This is a genomic window from Corynebacterium aurimucosum (assembly GCF_030408555.1).
GTDB classification, from domain to species: domain Bacteria; phylum Actinomycetota; class Actinomycetes; order Mycobacteriales; family Mycobacteriaceae; genus Corynebacterium; species Corynebacterium aurimucosum.
In genome coordinates, this window is record NZ_CP047048.1 from 1,697,631 (window position 1) to 1,713,386 (window position 15,756).

The following is a 15,756-nucleotide window of genomic DNA, read 5'->3' on the forward strand; positions in this document are numbered from 1 at the left end:
CTGCGGCCGGTGCCCTAGACTGCAGGGCATGACTGATCCGCTCGAACGTTCCGGCCTCGTGGTCGTCGACAAACCCGCCGGCATGACCTCGCACGACGTCGTGGGAAAACTGCGCCGCTTCTTCCGCACCCGCAAGGTGGGGCACGCAGGCACGCTTGATCCGATGGCTACTGGAGTGCTCGTCGTAGGCATCGAGCGCGGCACCAAGTTTCTTGCCCACATGGTGGCCTCCACCAAGGCCTATGACGCAACGATTCGTCTTGGCATGGCAACCCACACCGACGACGCGGAGGGGGAAGCAACGTGGGGCAAACCGGCAACCGCAGTGGAGGATTCCGCCATTGCGCGAGAAATTGCTGCCTTGACCGGCGATATTATGCAGCGCCCAGCAGCGGTCTCCGCCATCAAAGTGGATGGCAAGCGCGCGCATGAAAGGGTGCGGTCAGGTGAAGAGGTCGAGCTTCCGGCTCGGCCAGTAACGGTCAGCCGCTTCGATATTCTCGCTACGCGCCGCGAGGGTGAGTTCATCGACCTCGACGTCTCAGTGGCGTGTTCTTCGGGAACCTATATCCGCTCGTTGGCTCGGGATTTGGGCGAGGCCCTCGGCGTCGGCGGACACCTTACCGCGCTGCGCCGCACGGAAGTGGGCCCTTTCACGCTTGACGACGCCCTCCCTCTCGACGCCCTCGAAGACTCCCCGGAGTTGTCCTTAAGCCTCGACGAGGCGCTCGCTCGCAGCTATCCGGTTGTGGACGTCACCGATGATGAGGCCCAAGCTTTGGCCATGGGTAAGTGGCTGGAGCCGCGTGGGTTGAAAGGCACGTACGCGGCCGTCGACCCGCAGGGACGGTCGATTGCCTTGATCAAGGAAAAAGGAAAGCGCTTAGCCACGGTTTTCGTCGCGCGCCCCTCGACGCTATAACTGCCTGATTTAGCGGTCAAAGTTGAGCGCAGGGACAGCGGTGGCGACGATGACATAGCCATCTCGGATGATCCAGTGCCCAGTGATGAAAGGCACTGGGGTCGGCCGCGCCAAGAGGTAGGACACCAGAGTGCCATCGAGGCGTAAATCGATTTCGGCTTGGTCAAAATCCAGCCAGCGCCGGGTCATGGGGAACCACGTCTTGTAGGTGGCCTCCTTGGCGCAGAACAACAGGCGGTCCGGACAGGAAATACCCGCCGCTTGCAACTGAGCCAACTGCGGCATCTCCCCCGGCCGAGCGATCATCGTCAGCACGTGTTCCGGCAGGGGCTCCGCTGGTTCGGCGTCGAGCCCCATGGAGCGCACGTGCGTGGCAGGAGCTGCCACGGCTGCGCGCAAACCTTCGGTGTGCGTCATCGATCCGGTATAGCCCTCCGGCCACAGCGGCATGCCGCGCTCGCCGCGCAGAATCGGCTCGTCTCCCATGTAGTTGAGCTCCTTCAAGGCCTGGTGGGCGCACCAGCGCGCATCCCCAAACTCGGATTTGCGCACGTCCACGGCTTGGGAGACCACGGAGCGCTCTTCCGGGGAGAGATGATGATAATTGAGAAGATTGGTCATCGACTCATCCGTGCGCACATAGCAAAAACGAGCTGATTCCGGGAAGAGAGAAGGTTCAAGCATGCTCGGCCCTCCCTGTCTTCTCGTCGATGGTAAGCACTGGGTACGGCCACGGCTGAAGACCACCGTGCGCCTGCCACTCACGCGGATAGCCCAGGGACACCTCGATGTGGTCTACCCCATCGATGTTGGCGCGATTAGGCATGTGGAGGTGACCATAGATCACAGCCTTAGCGTTATAGCGCCGCGGCCAGGAGCGCGTGTGGCGGGTGCCGCACCACAAGGCCACTTCGGGCCAACGCAAGTAGAGAGTCGGCTCCTGTACCAGCGGCCAGTGGTTGATAAGAACCGTTTCGCCCTCGACCCGTGACAGCCGCTTGATCGAATAAGCCAGGCGGTCCCAGCACCACGCGCGCACATCGACGAAGGGGGCGATGGCAAATTCATCGGTCATGACGATCTGCTTCTCCTTCGCACTCGCAAGCGCTTGTTCCACCGTGGTGCCTGGTGGACGGAAGCTGTAATCGTAGAGCGTAAACAGCGGGACCACGGTGACGCCTCCGAATACCGGAAACGGATCCTCTGGGGTAATCACGCCGATTTCCCGGCAGCCTTCAACGAGGCGATCGTATTTCGAGCGTCCCTGGTAAACGTCCTGTGACCGAGAAAAAAGCTCATGGTTGCCAGGTGCCCAAATGACCGTAGCGTAGCGGTTCTTTAGGCGCGCCAGGGTGTTAATCACCAGATCAATGCGTTCGGCGACGTCTCCCGCAACAATCAACCAATCGTTGGGATTCGGCGGGACAAGTTCATCAATGCGGTCCCCGTTCACGCGTACCGCTGCATGGAGATCAGAGACGGCCCACAGAGTGGTCATAGCGCCTCCTTCGCACGAACAGTCCTTCTACTTGTACCACAGGCTTAGACCCGTGCCCACCGCATGGAGTAAAAGCGCCCAACCACGCCCACCATGCGGATGAGGATGAATGCGGCAATACCGCCCCACACCCCGGTCAGGCCGGTGCCGAAAACAAAGGCCAACCAGACCCCGGGCAGGAAGCCGAGAAGCACTGACGCGAGGGTCAGCGTGCGGAGAAAGGCTGCGTCCCCAGCACCCAGAAGGACGCCGTCCAAAGCGAAGACAACGCCGCCGATAATGACGAGGAAAGTCATAACCCACCAGGGGCCGGAGATGACCTCTAGGACCTCCGGACTCGTGGTGAATATCCGTGGGATAAAGGCGGAGCCAAGGCCCAATACCGCTGCCAGTGCGAGGGAGAAGGACGTCGAGTAGAGCGTCACCTTGGTTCCTACCGTGCGGGCATAGCGCGCTGATCCCGCTCCCAATGCCGCGCCGGTCAAGGCTTGGGCAGCGATCGCGAGGGAATCCAGAACGAGGGATAGGAAGTTCCACATCTGCATCATGATTTGATGCGCAGCGAGCTGCGCAGTGCCGATACGTGAGGCCACGGCCGCCGCTGACAGAAACGCCACTTGGAAGCTCAGCGAACGCACGATGAGGTCACGCCCCAGCACGAGCTGCCGACGAACCACGCTCCAGCGAATCTCCCACGAGCCGGTATGCTCGCGGCGCAGCTCCGCCACGAAGAACGCCGCGATGATCCCCATGCCCAGCACCGTGGCCAGAGCGGAGCCCGGTAGACCCCAGAAGTGCACGAAAATAGGCACCGCGATGGCGCCGGGAACCATACCTGCAAGGGTGAAGTAAAGGGGCTTGCGGGTGTTGTGAACACCGCGCATCCAGCCGTTGCCGGCCATGTTGATGAGGGTAAAAGGAATAGCGACGGCGGCAATCCGCAACCACTGTGCAGTCCCTCGCGCAGTATCCGGGTTACCTGTCAACCAGGTGGCAAAGACGCCGGCAAAGAGCCACATGATGACGGCGAGCACCATTCCAACACCCACGGCAACCCACGTTGCCTGGACGCCCTCGGCGACGGCCTCCTCGCGCTTCCCCGCGCCGAACAGCCGTGACGCACGCGCGGTCGTGCCATAAGACAGAAAGGTTAATTGGGTGGTAACCACCGAATGGAGTGTGGCCGCTGCGCCAAGCGAGGCCAGATCCTCCGCCCCTAAACGGCCTACGACCGCGGTATCCAGCAATAAATACAGCGGCATGGCCGCCAGAACGCCCAGAGCCGGGACGGCGAGGCGGAAGACCTCAGCGGCAGAAACCTTCACTGGTTGCTCGGAAGCCATCTAGGACAACGCACCTACCAGCTGTGCTATAACCTCTTCGGGCCTTCCGTGCGCGGTATAACCTGCGGCTGGAATATGCCCGCCGCCGCCGAAGGTGAGGGCCACTTCCGCACAGTTGACGGCGGAGGAACGCAAGGACACCGCCCACATTTCGGGCGCCTGTTCCTTGAAGACCACTCCGATGTCAGTGCCTTTCAAGGCCCGGACATAATCGACGAAAGATTCAATCGCGGAATCGGCGTGGGAGCTGACCTCCTCATGCGGGACGAAGAGAACAGCGAGGCGGTGCTCCCCTGCTTCCTCAATCCTGAGGCCTGAGAGCACGCGTCCAATCATCTGCAGGTCATCGGCCGTGCTGGAATCCATGAGTTCCAACGCAATCTGCTTGGTGTCGAGACCATAGAGCATCAGGCGCGCAGCGATATCATGCATGGCTGGGCGCCCCCACCGGAAATTACCGGTATCGGTGACTAGGCCCGCGTACAGGCAATGCGCGATGACGCGATCGATCTGGATGGACAGCCTGTCCAGAATGTCCAGCAGCACCACCGTGGTGGACTCACATACCGGATCCACCACATTGATGGCTCCAAAACCATCGTTGGAGGCGTGGTGGTCGATGCACAGGACGCGGCCCACGGCGGCCATGTCTTCGATCTCCCGGGCCACCGAACCCGTCCGATCGATCGAGCCGCAGTCCACAGTGACATAGAGGTCATATCCCTGTGGAAGCTCATCCACCAACTCAATCTCATCCACCGTGGGGATGGAAAACAGGTTGGCTGAAATGTCACGGCGCTGGCCAATCACGGTGCGGGTCTGTTTCCCGCGCTGGCGGAGCGCCAGGGTAAGGGCGGCTGCCGAGCCAACCGCGTCGGCGTCTGGGCGCAAGTGCGTGATGATGCAAATACTGCTGGCTTGCACCAGCGCATCCACTGCGGCTTCGTAGTTGGTTCGCGACACTTAGTCCTCTTCCTCATCCGAGGTCTTGTACGGGTTCGCGTCGCCTGCGGGCCGTGCACCTTCCTTCAGCTTCGCTAACTCCGCATCGCGTGCACGGGCGCGGGCGAGCAGCTCCTCCATGTGCGCGGAAGCCTCGGGGACGGTATCAAGCTCAAAAGACAGCGTCGGTGTAAAGCGAACGGAGAGCTCATCACCCACAATCTTGCGCAATTGCCCCTTGGCCCTGGTGAGGGCTTCGGCCGCTTGATCATAATCTGGCTCGGTCTCGATATCCGTACCACGCACCGTGTAGAACACGGTGGCATCGTGGAGATCACCCGTGACCCGGGCATCCGTGATTGTCACCAGCTCAAGGCGGCGATCCTTGATTTGGCGCTCAATTGCGCTGGCAACGATTGTCTGAATGCGCTTTGCCATGCGTGCGGCGCGTGCGTGATCAACCATAGTGAAGCTCCTTTACGTACGGTTACTGGCAACTAGTCTAGGATACCGATTCTGCACCTTTCGGCTGAAATGAGGAAAGCCCAGCCAGAATCTTTCCTGGCTGGGCTTCACTACCTGAGGTTTCCTGCGCTTAGTCGCGCGGGACCTCGACCTCTTCGTAGGCCTGGATGATATCGCCTACCTGAATATCCGGGTAGGACAGAACCATACCGCACTCGTAGCCGGCGTTGATCTCGTTTGCGTCATCCTTCTCGTGACGCAGGGACTCGATCTTGGCATCGGAGGTAATGACGTTTCCGTCGCGGACCAGGCGCACCTTGCCATTGCGCTTGACCTTGCCCTCCGTGACCATACAACCGGCGATGGTGCCAACGGCGGAGGACTTGAACAGCGCGCGGATTTCTGCCGCACCGGTGTCTCGCTCCTCGTAGATGGGCTTGAGCATGCCCTTCAGAGCTGCCTCAACCTCTTCGATGGCGCGGTAGATCACCGTGTAGTAGCGGATATCGACGCCCTCAGCGTTGGCTTCCTCGGTGGCCTTGCCCTCAGCGCGGACGTTGAAAGCGATGATGATGGCGTCCGACGCCGCAGCCAGGGAGACGTTGGTCTGCGTCACCGCACCCACACCACGGTCGATGATGTTGAGCTGTACCTCGTCGTCGATCTCAATGTCCAACAGGGCATCTTCGAGGGCTTCCACGGAACCTGCGTTGTCGCCCTTGAGGATGAGGTTGAGCGTCGAGGTTTCCTTGAGCACTGCATCCAGGTCCTCGAGGGAGACGCGCTTGCGAGCCTTCGCCTGCAGAGCAGAACGCTTGCGGGCATCGCGCTGTGCAGCAATCTGGCGTGCCACGCGGTCATCCTCAACAACTAGGAGGTTGTCGCCGGCGCCTGGCACACCATTGAGACCCTGCACCTGGACCGGGCGGGACGGGCCGGCCTCTTCCACATCGTGACCGAATTCATCGAGCATGCGGCGCACACGTCCGTGTGCATCACCAACCACGATGGAATCACCAATGCGCAGCGTACCGCGCTGGATGATGACCGTAGCCACCGGACCGCGGCCGCGGTCGAGGTGGGCCTCGATGGCAGAGCCCTGTGCATCCATGTCCGGGTTAGCGGTGAGCTCCAAGGCAGCGTCCGCCGTCAGGATGACGGCTTCAAGCAGATCATCAATGTTGATGTTGTTCTTCGCGGAGATATCCACGAACATCGTGTCGCCACCGTACTCTTCCGGAACCAGTCCGTATTCAGTGAGCTGACCACGGATCTTGTCCGGGGAAGCCTCCGGCTTATCAATCTTGTTGACTGCGACAACCACAGGGATGTCTGCTGCCTTCGCGTGGTTGATTGCCTCGATGGTCTGCGGCATCACGCCGTCATCGGCGGCAACGACCAGGATGGCCAAGTCGGTGGACTTAGCACCGCGGGCACGCATGGCGGTGAAGGCCTCGTGACCCGGGGTATCCAGGAAGGTGATGGTGCGAGGACCATCCTCCAGGTCCACCGTGGTTTGGTAAGCGCCGATGCCCTGGGTAATGCCACCGGCCTCGCCGGCACCCTCGTTGGTCTTACGAATGGTGTCCAGAAGGCGAGTCTTACCGTGGTCGACGTGACCCATCACAGTAACCACTGGCGGGCGCTTCTCAAGTGCCTCTTCGCCACCCTCGTCCTCGCCGAACTGCAGGTCGAAGGACTCGAGCAGTTCGCGGTCCTCATCCTCTGGGGAGACGACCTGGACCTCGTAATTAATCTCCGAACCCAGCAGCTGCAGGGTGTCTTCGGAGACAGAAGCCGTAGCAGTCACCATCTCACCGAGGTTGAACAGCGCCTGCACCAATGCTGCAGGATCTGCACCAATCTTCTCAGCGAAGTCAGCCAGGGAAGCACCGCGACGCAGGCGCACGACCTTACCGCCGCCGTCAGGCAGACGTACGCCGCCTACCTCATGCTTCTGCTGCTCTTCAAACTCATGGCGCTTCTGACGCTTCGACTTCTTACCGCGACGCGGCGCACCACCCGGACGGCCGAATGCACCAGCGGTGCCACCGCGACGACCGCCGCGTCCACGGAAACCACCGTGGCCAGGACCACCGCGGCCGGGGCCGCCACCGCGGCCGCCGCGACCACGACCACCGCCGCCACTACCAGCGGCCTTCGACGGCATGCTGGCCGGGTTCGGGTGCGAAGGCATCATTGCCGGCGAAGGACGACGTCCACCGCTACGGTTGCCATCGCCCTGCGGGCGTGCGCCGCCCTTGCCGCCACGGTTATCACCGGGCTTGCCAGCGGAGCGCTGTCCCTTGGTGCCGCCTGGGCGAGGTCCGGGGCTCGGACGATCGCTGGAGCTACCCGTGGAGAACGGGTTATTAGCCACGCGGCGGGTGCCACCAGGCTTCGGCATGCTGCGCGGAGTGACAGCGCGCTCGCCACCCTTCTCGGTGTTCTTGCGCTGTGCTCCAGGCTTCGGTGCGGGACCCGGCTTCGGAGCGGCACCCGGCTTCGGTGCACCGCCCGGCTTGGGGGCGGCACCCGGCTTGGGGGCGGCACCCGGCTTGGGGGCGGCACCCGGCTTGGGGGCAGCGCTTGGCTTCGGGCCTGGCTTTGCCGCGGCGGCAGGCTTCTTTTCTGCCGGTTTCTTGGCAGCAGAAGCTGGGGTGGCTGCTGGCGCGTTCTTCTCCGCTGCCTTGTCCTCGCCACCCTTAGCTTCGTAGTGAGCGCGCATCTTCTTGATCACCGGGGGTTCGATGGTCGAGGATGCGGTCTTGACGAACTCGCCTTGTTCCTTCAGCGTGGCGAGTAGTTCCTTGCTGGTTACGCCGAGCTGCTTTGCCAACTCGTGTACACGTAGCTTTCCGGGCACTTGTCTCCTCTTTAATCTTTCTAGGAGCCAAGGCCGCGGAATACGGCCTGACCCCTAGTTAATGGCTATGGACTTTCATCGCTGATGCTGCTTCATGGTTGTGCGCTCATCAGTGTTCGGTCTTCCTTTTTAACTCTGGGTCGCACGGGCTGTTGCCCGCCGACTGCACCTGCTGCGTGGCAGCGAGGTACTCACGTACGTGACCTGTGTCCACGTCTGTGGACAATCGGAGCGCGCGCCTGAAGGCACGGGTCCGCTCCGCCAGCTCTACTGCTTCCAGATTAGGCCTTATCCACGCTCCCCTTCCGGGAAGGCGTCGGCCGGGATCCGGAACAACACGGCATCCTGTGGGATCACCCTTATCGGCGACAACCCTCAGCAGTTCCGTGTCGGGATGCTTTTGACGCGTAGCGATACAGGTGCGGAGACGCTGTCCTCGAGACATCCAACTCCTTAGGTCATATCGCTATTGCTGCTACGCCACAGCATTCCTGCATGTGGGCCGTTGTCTAGTCTACGCGAAAATAGGCCAAACCTTTAATTCCACCGCAGGCTGCTCGGAAAGCTAGTCCCGAGCGGCGTCGGAGTGAATATCAATCTTCCATCCGGTCAGGCGTGCTGCGAGGCGTGCGTTCTGGCCTTCCTTGCCGATAGCGAGCGAAAGCTGGTAATCCGGCACGGTTACCTTGGCCACCTGCGCTTCCTCGTCGAGGATTTCTACGCGCACGACCTTCGACGGGGCGAGAGCATTGCCCACGTAAACGGCTGGGTCTTCGTTGAAGTCGATGATGTCAATCTTCTCACCCCCGAGTTCACGCATAACGTTGCTGACGCGAGAGCCCTTCGGGCCGATACACGCACCCTTGGCGTTGAGGCCCTTGGCGTGGCCGCGAACGGAGATCTTGGAGCGGTGGCCAGCCTCTCGGGCAATAGCGATAATCTCGACCGCACCGTCGGCAACCTCCGGGACCTCCAGCTCAAAGAGACCGCGAACCAGCTCGGGGTGAGTACGCGACAGCGTGATCTGCACCTTAGCGCCGTTGCGGTTCACGCCCACGACATAGGCCTTGACGCGGTCACCGTGCTCGAGCTTCTCCCCTGGCAGCTGCTCAGCAGGCAACAGGAAAGCATCCTGGGAATCGTGTTCGGTGCCCAACTGCACCACAACGACGCCGCGCTTGTTGGCGTGGATATCGCGCTGGACGACGCCCGACACTACCGTTCCGGTCAGCTCAGAATAGGAATCATAGGTTCGCTCAGCCTCGTTCTCGCGCAACTTGCGCAGAATGGCATCGCGGACCGCCTGCGCGCCGATGCGCCCAAAGTTGTCCGGGGTGTCGTCGTATTCGCTGATGACCTCTCCGGTCTCCGGATCACTTTCGGTCACGATGACAGTGACGGCGCCGCTGTCGGCGTCGATGTCTACGCGCGACTTCGTACCTTCCGCCTTTGTCTCAGCGGATTCTGCACGGTGGTCCAGGTAGGAATACAAAAGGGCACCCGCGATAGCTTCGAGCAGGTCCTTCACAGGGACGCCGCGCTCGCGCTGAATCGTGCGGAGTGCCTCTAGGTCAATATTCACTTGTTAGTCCTCTCGGGTTGCCGAGTTCTGCTCGGCGAAGTCGAACGTCTGCATAGCCGCCTCCAGCTCCATGGCTGAAGGCTGAGCAAATTCAATTTCTACCACTGCACGGCTCAAGTTTTCCAATCGCTCGATCTGGTAACGCACCTCCTTCTTCACCGTCGTGATAAGCGCCACGGATTCTTCGTCCTCAGACAGGGCGCCGATGCGCGCGACGCGAGTGGTTCCAGGTTCCTCGACAAGCGCATATCCGACCAGCCTTCCTTGGTTGCGGCGCCAATGGCGCGGGGCGCTCAGCGGGAAGTCCACACCTGGCGTCGACACCTCCAAGGTGTAGCCCGCGCCAAAGTTGAGGGTGCCCGCTTCCTCTTGGGCATCGAAAAGCTCGGAAATCTCCTGCGATAGTTCTTCTATGAGATCGGAGCTCGGGCGCTCATCGCCATCGATGCGAATGATGACCTGAGATTTCTTACCAGCTCGCGTGGTCTTCACGTCTTCGATATCGAGGCCGCGTGCTACGGCGACGGGCTGCAGAATTTCGGTTAGTTGCGCGGGTGTTGGGAATGCCATGCGCTCTAGACTAGGTCACCCGGGTAGGGTCTATCGCGTGAACCGCCGAGTAGTTGTCCCCACCCTGCTTGTGTGCGCTGCCCCCTGGATGGGCGGCTGCCAAGCCACCGACGCGATCGTGGATTATTTTGGCCCCCACGCGGACCCCTCCCTCACCTCGCTTGCTCAAACCGCCAGTGCGGATGCTCTCGCCTTGGAAGAACTTGATGCGGATGCCGCTGCCTTGCGCGCAGAGCAAGCTGAGCAGCTCTATGAAGAAATCGAGCGACTATGCGGACGCGATGAGGAAGGAGAGACTCCACGCTCCTGTGCGGTCGACCGTGACGTTGCCCCGCGGGATTCCGCGGACGTCTCCGCCGTGTTTGACGCCGCCTCCTCATTCTCCGAAGAGAACATCAGCAACGTTCCTGAAGAATCCCGCGCCCTTGTTCTGACACAAGCCATTGCGCTTAACGCGTGGAAGAACGAGGAGCTGGCAGACGCTCCCGAACTCACAGAACAGGACCGTGAACTCGGAGTCGAGCTCCTAAAATGGGAATACCAGCAGGTCTATGCCCTCGATTTCGCGCGCTCCTATGTGTCCCCCGACCAAGAAGATCATGTCGATGAGCTTCTGCGCATTCACGAGGACAGAATCCTGCAACTTCAGCTGCAACTGGAAAAGCTCGGTCCCGTGCCGCAGCCCGCGCCCGCATACGATTCACCGGCAGGTAGCCTGCCAAAGGACGCCGACTCAGCGCGCGCATTCATCGACGAGGTCGCACACAACGACACGCTGAAGTGGACCAATGCGGCCATCACGGCGGCCCCGGCAACCCCGTGGCAGCATTGGCTTATCACGGTTGCGGCGCAATCGCACCGCTTTCATGCTGCCTAGCCGCGGATGAGTTCCGTGAGGGTCTCCACGATCTGATCGGCGGGAACTTCACGAGTCTCGCCGCCGCGGATGCGCAGCTCAATGATGCCATCAGCGAAAGCGCGGCCCAGGATGGCGATGAACGGCATACCCAAAAGCTCAGCATCCTTGAACTTCACGCCCGGGGAGACCTTGGGGCGGTCGTCGTAAAGCACCTCGATGCCTGCGCGATCCAGATCCTCCACCAGCTTCTGACCTGCCTCCAGGGCAGCGGCGTCCTTGTTCGCTACGGCCACGTGCACCTGGTACGGGGCCACGGCCACCGGCCAGTTGAGGCCCTTCTCATCGTGGCGCTGTTCTGCCAGCACGGCGAGCATGCGCGTAACACCAATGCCGTAGGACCCCATGGTCGGCACGGCGCGCTTGCCGTTCTCATCCAGAATCTGAACGTCGAACGCCTCGGTGTACTTGCGGCCCAGCTGGAAAATGTGGCCAAGCTCAATGCCGCGCTCCAGAGTCAGAGTGCCCTGACCATTCGGTGCCGGGTCCCCTTCCTTAACCTCGGCGGCCTCGATGAACTCATCCACAGTGAAGTCACGGCCGGCCACCAGTCCGATGACGTGGCGCTGCGGGGCATCGGCGCCGGTAATCCAGGAGGTACCAGAAACCACGCGCGGGTCAGCATAAACCTTCACGTCGTGGGCATTCAGGACACGCGGTCCGACATAACCCTTGACCAGGAAGGAGTTCTTCTTGAAGTCCCCCTCACCGGCGAGCTCAAACTCAGCCGGTTCAAGAGACGCCTCCAGGCGCTTTTCATCCAACTCGCGGTCACCCGGAATGAGAACGGCGGCCAGCTCCCATTCCTTCTCTTCTTCCGTGGCTGCGGGGGCGGCCACCTTGATCATCATGCACTTGAGGGTGTCCGCGGCGGTGACTTCGCGGCCGTCGACAGTAATGCCGGCACCCTTAGCCCACTCCACCAGAGACTCAATGGTCTCGGATTTCGGAGTCTCATGCTCCTGTGCCTCCGGCAGGCCGTCGAAGGGGATTTCCTCCGGAGCCTGAGTGACCACGGCCTCCACGTTGGCAGCGTAATCGCCCTCGGTGGCGCGCACGAAGGTATCTTCGCCTACCTCAGACACGGCAAGGAATTCCTCAGAGGCCGAACCGCCCATCGCACCAGAAGTGGCCTTGCAGATCGCGTAATCGATCTCCAGGCGGTCAAAGATGTTCTGGTAGGCCTTGCGGTGGCGGGCATAGGACTCATCGAGCCCCTCATCCGTCATGTCGAAGGAATAGGAATCCTTCATGGTGAACTCGCGGCCGCGCAGCACGCCCGCACGCGGGCGCTCCTCATCGCGGTACTTCGTCTGGATCTGGTACAGCGTGACCGGGAAATCCTTGTACGAGGAGTACATATCCTTCACCGCAGTGGTGAACATCTCCTCGTGGGTCGGGCCCAGCAACATGTCCGCACCCTTGCGGTCCTTCAGACGGAACAGATTATCGCCGTATTCCGTCCAGCGGTTCGACTCCTCATAAGGCTCGCGCGGCAGCAGCGCCGGGAAGAGCATCTCCTGGCCGCCGATGGCGTTCATCTCCTGACGGATAACGTCTTCAATCTTGCGCATGGCACGCAGCCCCAGTGGCAGCCAGGTGTACACACCCGGCGCGACACGGCGCACATAACCTGCGCGAACGAGAAGCTTGTGGCTGGGGACTTCGGCATCAGCCGGATCCTCACGAAGAGTGCGGAGGAAAAGCTCAGAAAGACGTGTAATCATGGTTGCTCAGTCTACATCGCTAGCATGTAGCCATGCTGATCATCCTCCCTCCTTCTGAGACCAAAGCACACGGCGGCAGCGGCGCGGCCCTGAACTGGGACGAGCTTTCCTTTCCCGCGCTGAACCCGATCCGCCGAGAAATTGCTGCAGAGTTGTCGTCCCTCGACGTCGATGAAGCGCTGGAGGTGCTCAAGCTCTCTGAGAAGTTGCGTGGGGAAGCCGAGTCCAACCGCGAGTTGGCTTCCTCCCCCACCATGCCCGCGCTGGAGCGTTTCACCGGCGTGCTCTACGACGCCCTCGACGCCCCCACCCTCCCTCCAGAAGCACGGAAGTACCTAGCCGTGGGCGATGCGCTCTTCGGGTTGCTGCGCGCCGATGACCTCATCCCGCACTACCGGCTCTCCGGTAGTACGAAACTGGGCGGGCGGACGCTGAAGTCTCAGTGGGGTACGGCGATCACGGATGAGCTACGCGCGCTTGTCGACGCTGGCGAGTTCCTCATCGACATGCGCTCGGGCACCTATCAGCAGCTGGGCAAGCTCAAGGACGCCGCCACCGTGCGCGTGGAGTCAGTGCAAGAGGATGGCTCCCGCAAGGTGGTCTCTCACTTCAACAAGCACTACAAGGGGGAGCTCGCTCGCGTACTCGCTTTCAAGGGCGAGAGCGTCTCCACCCTCGAGGATGCCGCCCGCGTAGCCCAAGAGTCGGGCATGAGCACCGAACTGCGCGGCACCGAGCTGGTGCTCGTGGTCTGATTTATCTATTTATCAATTTATCTGCCTGCTATATACTTCCAGCAAGACTGGAAACCCTTTTCGCCCAACTTGCGCGAACTCTCCGCTCATCTCCGAGACAGCGGAATTCTACTTACTATCGACGAGATTCAGGACGCCGATCCTCATGACCTCGAGAGCATAGCAGTCGCATTCCAGCATCTTGTTCGCGATGAACTCGACGTTTCCATTGTGATGGCAGGGCTTACCGCCGATGTTGACAAGCTTCTGCACCTGTCGGGAACAACGTTTTTGCGCCGTGCCCGGAGATTTCACCTAGGGCCTGTTAACCCGCAAGCTACGGCCAGCGCTTTCAAAGATACGGCAGCTTTGACTTCGATTGCTTTCAATGACGAAGCCGCCGACCGCGCTACTGAAGCGAGCCACGGTTATCCCTTCCTCATCCAGCTCATCGGGTACTTGGCCTGGAACGCTGCATCCCAAGCCAGTGAAACTACCGTTTCCTCAACAACCGTCGACGCAGTTCTTGGTGAGGCAATCACGGCAATGGGAACCCAAGTGCACGATCCTGCGGTACGTGCACTCAGCCAACGCCAACTTGAGTACCTACACGCGCTGGCGGACATAGCAGATGAGGCGGGGACGGCCGCCTCTGGCGCTATCGCTCACGAACTCAAGACAACGACAACATCTCTCAGTGAAGTGCGCGCGCGTTTGCTGGAGCAGGGGCTTATCGACGCCCCACGGCACGGCGCCGTTGCTCTCGCTCTACCGTACCTCCGCGATTATCTTCACGCCGACGGCGAACAAACCTACGTGGACTAACCGTGACTGATTACACCAGCGGGTTATAACGCAAACTATTGCGCTTGAGCTCGCACTCAGTGGCGATAGAGATGCCGGAAGCAATCTTTCCGCGCTCGCGAAGGCGGAACATGGCGTCCACGACGCGATCACGCAAACCCCACGGATCAATGGTGTTGATGTAGACCTTCGTGCCGCCCTCAAAGCCAGCCAAGGTCGATACCCTGAGCTTGAGCATGACGCGCCACGGCTGAGGCAGGTCCACGCTGGGCGGACGGTGGTGCCATTCTTCATTGCAGGCCACGTCCGGCCCCACCGCGGCGTGGGCCGCGTGAATCAGATCCGACATTCCACGTACTTCCTCCGGGTTCTGTTCCCACGGTTCACAGCGCGGTGACTTGGAGAAGATCTCCAGTGTGGGATAGCGGTGGCCAAATCCGGCGAAGAGCACCGCATAATCATTTTCTGCGATGACGAGGTTGCGTTTTGCCGCATAGCCCACAGCCCAGTCGTTGTACATGTTGGGGTGCGCACGCAGAATCGAATTTTCCTGGTAAGCGGCCATGCCCAGGGCGTCAATCGCGACGAGCTGCTTATGCAAGTGGTCGAAGGACGCGCCCGCCGGTGCCAGCCAGTTCTGAAATACAGCGACATAGGAGGCATAGCGGTTGCGCTGGTAGAGATCGCGCGTCGATTCCGCAGTGAAGGTTGTGAGCAGGAAGTGCTCATCGGGGCTCAGCGTGCCGGAGGAGGCTAGCTGACTATCATCGACGGCCCCATCCACGAAGTGCCGTGAGGAGATAATGACATCATGTCCGCCGCCGAAGAAACCATCGGCGAGAGCGAGCAGAGAATCGTCGTCCAGCGCGGTATCCTTGCCCGCCGCCTTGAGCTTGGTGCGCACCACGTTAAGTACGTGCAGGCGCCCAGCCTCGTCGCCTTCGTACTTCTCCTTGTGCTGAGCCAGGTCTGGGTCCATGGTGAAGCCATAGTTCTCGTGCCAATAGTCATAAGACACGATTTCAAAAAGGTTCGGAACGCGGCGAAACAGCGGCTGGGAGTTATCCAGCTCGTGGGGAAAAAGGCCGCGCTGAATCTCCCCCGAAGCCAAGATGCGGGACTTTTCCGGCGGGGTGTCCAGCATGCGCCCGGAGCAAAAAGCACAGCTGTGCGTCAAGGCATCAGGGCCCAGCGGATGCGGTTCCTTTGCCGCATGCGCAAGCGGACGGTTGCCGCGTCCTGGCACGGTCCACACCTCTGTTCCGGAGAAAGGGTTAACCTGTTTGACGGTCCCATCCGCCATGGTCTGGATAGGTTCGACGCGGCTAAAAAGTGCTTCGCTCATGCTGCCCAGCGTAGACCTCCCCACCCGCCGGTGCGACTAGAC

General features: G+C 61.0%; 15 protein-coding genes. 4 read left to right on the plus strand and 11 right to left on the minus strand.

Annotated elements, in window-relative coordinates:
* Positions 1-28: 28 nt before the first annotated feature.
* The gene (truB, locus tag CAURIM_RS08000; protein ID WP_070445674.1) at positions 29-922 is read left to right on the plus strand and encodes a tRNA pseudouridine(55) synthase TruB; all 894 of its coding nucleotides are present in this window, start codon (positions 29-31) and stop codon (positions 920-922) included.
* A gap of 9 nt (positions 923-931) precedes the next feature.
* Here truB and CAURIM_RS08005 read toward each other — a convergent pair whose 3' ends face one another.
* The 9 genes from CAURIM_RS08005 to rimP form a co-directional block, all read right to left on the minus strand.
* Positions 932-1,606 carry a 4'-phosphopantetheinyl transferase family protein gene (locus tag CAURIM_RS08005; RefSeq protein ID WP_070643882.1) on the minus strand — a complete coding sequence of 225 codons (675 nt, stop codon included), beginning with the start codon at positions 1,604-1,606 and terminating at the stop codon, positions 932-934.
* Positions 1,599-2,420, minus strand: coding sequence for a metallophosphoesterase family protein (locus CAURIM_RS08010; RefSeq protein ID WP_070643879.1), 822 nt, complete (start codon positions 2,418-2,420; stop codon positions 1,599-1,601). Before CAURIM_RS08010 ends, CAURIM_RS08005 begins: the two co-directional genes overlap by 8 nt.
* A 44-nt stretch (positions 2,421-2,464) precedes the next feature.
* Complete coding sequence (locus tag CAURIM_RS08015; protein ID WP_070445665.1) at positions 2,465-3,763, minus strand: MATE family efflux transporter; 1,299 nt, start codon at positions 3,761-3,763, stop codon at positions 2,465-2,467.
* Positions 3,764-4,726 (minus strand): DHH family phosphoesterase, encoded by a 963-nt coding sequence (locus CAURIM_RS08020; RefSeq protein ID WP_070445659.1) that lies wholly within the window; start codon positions 4,724-4,726, stop codon positions 3,764-3,766.
* A complete protein-coding gene (gene rbfA / locus CAURIM_RS08025) occupies positions 4,727-5,170 on the minus strand; it encodes a 30S ribosome-binding factor RbfA (RefSeq protein WP_070718079.1) in 444 nt (147 codons plus the stop codon).
* Positions 5,171-5,300: 130 nt separating this feature from the next.
* On the minus strand, positions 5,301-8,036 hold the full coding sequence (infB, locus tag CAURIM_RS08030; protein ID WP_201827965.1) for a translation initiation factor IF-2: 2,736 nt from the start codon (positions 8,034-8,036) through the stop codon (positions 5,301-5,303).
* 109 nt (positions 8,037-8,145) lie between these two features.
* Positions 8,146-8,481, minus strand: coding sequence for a YlxR family protein (locus CAURIM_RS08035; RefSeq protein WP_201827962.1), 336 nt, complete (start codon positions 8,479-8,481; stop codon positions 8,146-8,148).
* Positions 8,482-8,601: 120 nt separating this feature from the next.
* The gene (gene nusA, locus CAURIM_RS08040; protein ID WP_070445649.1) at positions 8,602-9,618 is read right to left on the minus strand and encodes a transcription termination factor NusA; all 1,017 of its coding nucleotides are present in this window, start codon (positions 9,616-9,618) and stop codon (positions 8,602-8,604) included.
* Between the two features lie 3 nt (positions 9,619-9,621).
* On the minus strand, positions 9,622-10,188 hold the full coding sequence (rimP, locus tag CAURIM_RS08045; protein ID WP_070711403.1) for a ribosome maturation factor RimP: 567 nt from the start codon (positions 10,186-10,188) through the stop codon (positions 9,622-9,624).
* 37 nt (positions 10,189-10,225) lie between these two features.
* Between rimP and CAURIM_RS08050 the strand changes: the two genes are divergently transcribed.
* Positions 10,226-11,065: a hypothetical protein gene (locus CAURIM_RS08050; RefSeq protein ID WP_201827959.1), complete on the plus strand. Its 840-nt coding sequence runs from the start codon at positions 10,226-10,228 to the stop codon at positions 11,063-11,065.
* On the opposite strand, the gene CAURIM_RS08055 is transcribed toward CAURIM_RS08050, so the two are convergent.
* On the minus strand, positions 11,062-12,831 hold the full coding sequence (locus CAURIM_RS08055) for a proline--tRNA ligase (protein WP_070711405.1): 1,770 nt from the start codon (positions 12,829-12,831) through the stop codon (positions 11,062-11,064). The two genes, CAURIM_RS08050 and CAURIM_RS08055, sit on opposite strands and share 4 nt — an antisense overlap.
* A 32-nt stretch (positions 12,832-12,863) precedes the next feature.
* Between CAURIM_RS08055 and yaaA the strand changes: the two genes are divergently transcribed.
* Both yaaA and CAURIM_RS08065 read left to right on the plus strand, forming a co-directional pair.
* On the plus strand, positions 12,864-13,586 hold the full coding sequence (gene yaaA / locus CAURIM_RS08060) for a peroxide stress protein YaaA (RefSeq protein ID WP_201827956.1): 723 nt from the start codon (positions 12,864-12,866) through the stop codon (positions 13,584-13,586).
* A gap of 69 nt (positions 13,587-13,655) precedes the next feature.
* Entirely contained in the window at positions 13,656-14,390 is a 735-nt protein-coding gene (locus CAURIM_RS08065) for a DUF8462 domain-containing protein (RefSeq protein ID WP_201827953.1), read from the plus strand.
* A gap of 10 nt (positions 14,391-14,400) precedes the next feature.
* Here CAURIM_RS08065 and CAURIM_RS08070 read toward each other — a convergent pair whose 3' ends face one another.
* On the minus strand, positions 14,401-15,714 hold the full coding sequence (locus tag CAURIM_RS08070) for a DUF4921 family protein (RefSeq protein WP_201827950.1): 1,314 nt from the start codon (positions 15,712-15,714) through the stop codon (positions 14,401-14,403).
* Positions 15,715-15,756: the final 42 nt, after the last annotated feature.

Coding starts and splice junctions, on each gene's coding strand:
- CAURIM_RS08055 (WP_070711405.1), bottom strand. CDS start 12,831: ATGATTACACGTCTTTCTGAGCTTTTCCTCCGCACTCTTCGTGAGGAT.
- rbfA (WP_070718079.1), bottom strand. CDS start 5,170: ATGGTTGATCACGCACGCGCCGCACGCATGGCAAAGCGCATTCAGACA.
- truB (WP_070445674.1), top strand. CDS start 29: ATGACTGATCCGCTCGAACGTTCCGGCCTCGTGGTCGTCGACAAACCC.
- CAURIM_RS08015 (WP_070445665.1), bottom strand. CDS start 3,763: ATGGCTTCCGAGCAACCAGTGAAGGTTTCTGCCGCTGAGGTCTTCCGC.
- CAURIM_RS08035 (WP_201827962.1), bottom strand. CDS start 8,481: ATGTCTCGAGGACAGCGTCTCCGCACCTGTATCGCTACGCGTCAAAAG.
- CAURIM_RS08005 (WP_070643882.1), bottom strand. CDS start 1,606: ATGCTTGAACCTTCTCTCTTCCCGGAATCAGCTCGTTTTTGCTATGTG.
- yaaA (WP_201827956.1), top strand. CDS start 12,864: ATGCTGATCATCCTCCCTCCTTCTGAGACCAAAGCACACGGCGGCAGC.
- CAURIM_RS08070 (WP_201827950.1), bottom strand. CDS start 15,714: ATGAGCGAAGCACTTTTTAGCCGCGTCGAACCTATCCAGACCATGGCG.
- rimP (WP_070711403.1), bottom strand. CDS start 10,188: ATGGCATTCCCAACACCCGCGCAACTAACCGAAATTCTGCAGCCCGTC.
- CAURIM_RS08010 (WP_070643879.1), bottom strand. CDS start 2,420: ATGACCACTCTGTGGGCCGTCTCTGATCTCCATGCAGCGGTACGCGTG.